This window comes from Mesorhizobium sp. M7A.F.Ca.MR.362.00.0.0, assembly GCF_004023175.1.
Lineage (GTDB): Bacteria > Pseudomonadota > Alphaproteobacteria > Rhizobiales > Rhizobiaceae > Mesorhizobium.
Genome location: NZ_RZTF01000144.1, coordinates 10,173 through 14,404, shown reverse-complemented (window position 1 = coordinate 14,404; position 4,232 = coordinate 10,173). Strand labels below are relative to the sequence as shown.

Genomic DNA, 4,232 nt, shown 5'->3' with positions numbered 1-4,232 from the left:
CGGGGCGCGACGGACCCGGCGCCTCCATGCCGCCGCCCTTCTTCTCGGCCGTCAGCGCGACGACCGCGCCGGCGACCCCGGGGATTGCCTTGACGACGCGCTCGGCGGCGGCGCGCAGCGGCTCCATTTCCTGGGCACGAGCGGCGGGAACGGTAATCGAGAAGAAGACCTTCCCGTCGGCGATGAAAATCTCCGAAACCATGCCGAGGTCGACGATGTTGCCGGTGAAATCCGGCCCGTTGACCGTCTTCAGACGCTCGGTGACGATTTCCTTGGTGACGGACATGGCAGTTATTCCTTACGCAGCTTGCGCCTGAGATGCAGCTTGCACCTGAGATAATGCAGTTTCCGGACAGAACCAAGCCGTGGAGCAATGGCTGCCTTGGCGTGCCCGGAAAATCGATAGGCCCTGTCGGATCTCATCTGCACCAAACGTCTTCCAGACGATCGTGCGGCCAGCAATCAAGCCAGCCGACAGTCGTCAAACAATCACGGCGATCTATTTCAACGGCCAGCACGCGACCGACAATCAGAGAAGGAGGCGATTATGCTCGCAAACAGCAACGCAACGGCAAATCTGGCGGTAAGGGACCTGGCAAAGGCCAAGGCTTTCTACGAGGGAACGCTTGGCTTGAAACAGGTGCACGACGAGGGGGGCGAACTGATCGTCTACAAAAGCGGCGATACCACCCTCAACGTCTATCATTCTCAATTTGCCGGAACCAACAAGGCGACAGCGGTAACCTGGATGGTTGGCGACGAGATCGGCAACATCGTCAAGAAACTGAAGACGAAGGGCGTCGCCTTCGAGCACTATCAGATGCCGGGCTTGACGCTGGAGGGCGATCTCCACGTCGGTTACGGAATGAAGGTCGCCTGGTTCAAGGACCCGGACGGCAACATCCTGAACCTTGTGGACCGGTAGATTTCTTTACGTCACCTCGCCAGGCCAACCGCGAGGTAGGTGAGCGCTGAAATCAAAGCGGTGGCCGGCAAGGTGACGATCCAGGCAATGACGATGTTGCCGGCAATGCCCCAGCGCACGGCCGAGACGCGGCGGGCGGCGCCGACGCCGATAATGGCGCCAGTGATGGTGTGCGTGGTCGACACGGGAATGCCGAGCCAGGTCGCGGCAAACAGGGTGATCGCCCCGCCGGTCTCGGCGCAAAAACCCTGCATCGGGTTCAGCCGCGTGATCTTCGAGCCCATGGTGTGGACGATGCGCCAGCCGCCGAACAGGGTGCCGAGCGCCAGTGCCGCCTGACAGGTGAGGACAACCCAGAGCGGTACATGGAAAGTCGCGCCGAGCATGCCTTGCGAATAGAGCAGCACGGCAATGATGCCCATGGTCTTCTGCGCGTCATTGCCACCGTGCCCGAGCGAATAGAGCGAGGCGGAAAAGAACTGCATGACGCGGAAGGTACTGTCGACCGCAAAGGGCGTCTGGCGCACGAAGAGCCACGAGACGACGAAAATCAGGATGAGCGCCAGGATAAAGCCGGTCGCTGGCGACAGGACGATTGCCGCAACCGTCTTGCCAAGCCCTGTCCAGACGATGGCGCCCACGCCTGCCTTTGCCACACCGGCACCTACCAGGCCGCCGATCAACGCATGCGAGCTGCTCGACGGGATGCCGGCGATCCAGGTGACGATGTTCCAGACTATGGCGCCGACGAGCGCCGAGAAGATGACCGCCGGGGTGACGATGCTGACATCGACGATACCCTTGCCCACTGTCTCGGCGACGTGGAGGCCGAAGAACATGAAGGCGATGAAGTTGAAGAAAGCCGCCCACAATACCGCGTATTGCGGCCTTAGCACGCGGGTGGAGACGATGGTGGCAATGGAGTTGGCGGCATCGTGCAAGCCGTTGAGAAAGTCGAAGAACAGCGCGACGCCGACGAGGCCGACCAGCACGGGAAAGGCAATGGTGGCTTCCATCACCTAGACATTCTCAATGACGATGCCGCTGATCTCGTTGGCGACGTCCTCGAAGCGGTCGACCACTTTTTCCAGTTGGCCATAAATCTCGCTGCCGATCATGTACGCCATCGGATCGCTGCTGCCGTGCTTCCTGAAGAGATCCTTCAGCCCTTGCTCGTGCAGGTCGTCGGCCCGGCTTTCGACGCGCATCACCTCTTCGGCGATGGCGTTGAGGCGCACCGTGTGCGTCGCGACCTTGTTGAGCAGCGGGATCGCCTCGGCCACCAGCTTGGCGGCGGCGACGATGACGCCACCCATTTCCTGCATCAGCGGATCGAATTCCTTGCGCTCGAACAGCTTCACCGTCTTGACCGTCTTGTGCATCATGTCGATGGCATCATCCATCGACTGGATCAGGTCCTTGATGTCGCCGCGATCGAAAGGCGTGATGAAGGAGCGCCGCACCGCCAGCAGGACTTCCGCGGTGATGTGGTCGGCCTCATCTTCGAGATCGACGATTTTCTGGCACCAGAGGTCGATATCCCTGCCCTGGAGAAGCTGCTCCAGCGCCTCGGCGCCGCCGACCACGGTGCGCGAATGTCGTTCGAACAGGTCGAAGAAGCGATCTTCGCGCGGCAAAAGCTTGCGGAACCAGCCCAGCATGGTCGATCTCCCAGTTTCATCCACATAGCGCCGCATCGCGCCGCGGGAAACAGGTAGCCGGCTTAAAGGTGTGGATGCAGGGCAATTGTGCATCGCGCTTGCGGTGAGGCGCGATTTCCCCGACCTTGCAGCGAACCACCGGAAAGATCGCATGATCGACAAGCTGGAATTCTTCATCGCGCTCGCCAGGGAGGAGCATTTCGGCCGGGCGGCGGAGGTATGCGGCGTCACCCAGCCGACGCTCTCGGCCGGCATCAAGCAGTTGGAGGGCCAGCTTGGCGTCATGCTGGTTCTGCGCGGCTCACGCTTCCAGGGGCTGACGCCGGAGGGAAAACAGGTGCTGGTGTGGGCACGCCGCATCGTCGGCGACACCAGGACCATGCGCGAGGAAATGCGCGCGGCGCGCCACGGACTTTCGGGCCGTATCCGCATCGCCGCCATCCCGACGGCGCTCGCCATGCTGCCGCGGCTGACGACGCCGTTTCGCGAAAAGCATCCCGGCGTAACCTTTTCGGTGCTGTCGCGGACCTCGATCGAGGTGCTGTCGCTGCTCGGCAATTTCGACATCGATGCCGGCATCACCTATCTCGACAACGAGCCGCTGGGGCGGGTGACTAGCGTGCCGCTCTATGACGAGCGCTATCAATTGATCACCGCGATGGGAAATCCCTATTCCGACCGCGACAAAGTGACATGGGCGGAGCTCTCAAGCCTGCCGCTGTGCCTGTTGACGCCGGACATGCAGAACCGCCGCATCATCGATCAGCATCTGGCCGAAGCCGGCGTGCAGGTGCGGCCGACGCTGGAATCCAATTCGATGATCGTGCTGTTTTCGCACATCCGCACCGGCAAATGGTCGTCGATCATGCCGCTCAACCTTGCGGAAACATTCGGTTTTTCCGAGCCGATCCGGGCCATTCCGATCGTCGAGCCAGACGCCAGCCACACGGTCGGCCTGGTGGCGACACCGCGCGAACCGCACACACCTTTGGTCTCGGCGCTGCTGGACGAGGCAATGGCGCTGGCGGACGATTTCCACGCCAACCGTTCCGCTAGACAGAGTTAGCCGAACGGAGCGATAGAAAATTTCTATCGTGCAACGAAACCGCTTTATTGATTTCAGAGGTTTTCTCTGGTTTCTTAAGCACTTAGCGATAAAGCGGCACGCGCATGTCGTTGTTCCAAAACAGCTTGATGCTTCTGGCCGATATGTATGGGTCGCTACGATAGGGAGGGCGCTGCATGACAATGCAGCCTGCAAGTACCGAGATCACGTCGCGCACGGTCGCGATCATCCAGGAGATGAAGGGCCTCGAAGGCCCGTTGCTGCCGATCCTCCACGGCATCCAGGAAGAGTTCGGCCATGTGCCCAAGGATGCGCTGCCGGTCATCGCCGAGGCGCTGAACATTTCCAGGGCCGAGGTGCACGGCGTCGTCAGCTTTTATCACGATTACCGAAGCCACCCGGCAGGCCGGCATGTGCTGAAGCTCTGCCAGGCGGAATCCTGCCAGTCGATGGGTTCGGACGCCATCGCCGCCAAGCTGAAGCAATTGCTGGGCATCGGCTTCCATGAGACGACCCGCGACGGTTCGGTAACGCTGGAGCCGGTCTATTGTCTCGGCCTGTGCGCCTGTTCGCCCGCCGC

At 61.3% G+C, this 4,232-nt stretch carries 6 protein-coding genes; 3 read left to right on the top strand and 3 right to left on the bottom strand.

The features are described 5' to 3' along the window. The coding region (locus tag EOC06_RS18475) for an iron-sulfur cluster assembly protein (RefSeq protein WP_164898640.1) at window positions 1–286 on the bottom strand (286 nt) is incomplete at its 3' end. Between the two features lie 261 nt (window positions 287–547). Here EOC06_RS18475 and EOC06_RS18470 point away from each other — a divergent pair. Then, entirely contained in the window at window positions 548–925 is a 378-nt protein-coding gene (locus tag EOC06_RS18470) for a VOC family protein (protein WP_128308454.1), read from the top strand. Window positions 926–936: 11 nt separating this feature from the next. Here EOC06_RS18470 and EOC06_RS18465 read toward each other — a convergent pair whose 3' ends face one another. Together EOC06_RS18465 and EOC06_RS18460 are read right to left on the bottom strand one after the other, a co-directional pair. After that, entirely contained in the window at window positions 937–1,941 is a 1,005-nt protein-coding gene (locus EOC06_RS18465; RefSeq protein WP_127267014.1) for an inorganic phosphate transporter, read from the bottom strand. A gap of 3 nt (window positions 1,942–1,944) precedes the next feature. Further along, the gene (locus tag EOC06_RS18460) at window positions 1,945–2,586 is read right to left on the bottom strand and encodes a DUF47 domain-containing protein (RefSeq protein ID WP_127267007.1); all 642 of its coding nucleotides are present in this window, start codon (window positions 2,584–2,586) and stop codon (window positions 1,945–1,947) included. A 151-nt stretch (window positions 2,587–2,737) separates the two neighbouring features. Here EOC06_RS18460 and EOC06_RS18455 point away from each other — a divergent pair, with 151 nt between their 5' ends. After that, window positions 2,738–3,652 carry a LysR family transcriptional regulator gene (locus EOC06_RS18455; protein ID WP_127267008.1) on the top strand — a complete coding sequence of 305 codons (915 nt, stop codon included), beginning with the start codon at window positions 2,738–2,740 and terminating at the stop codon, window positions 3,650–3,652. Window positions 3,653–3,828: 176 nt separating this feature from the next. Then, the coding region (locus tag EOC06_RS18450; protein ID WP_245469744.1) for a formate dehydrogenase subunit gamma at window positions 3,829–4,232 on the top strand (404 nt) is incomplete at its 3' end.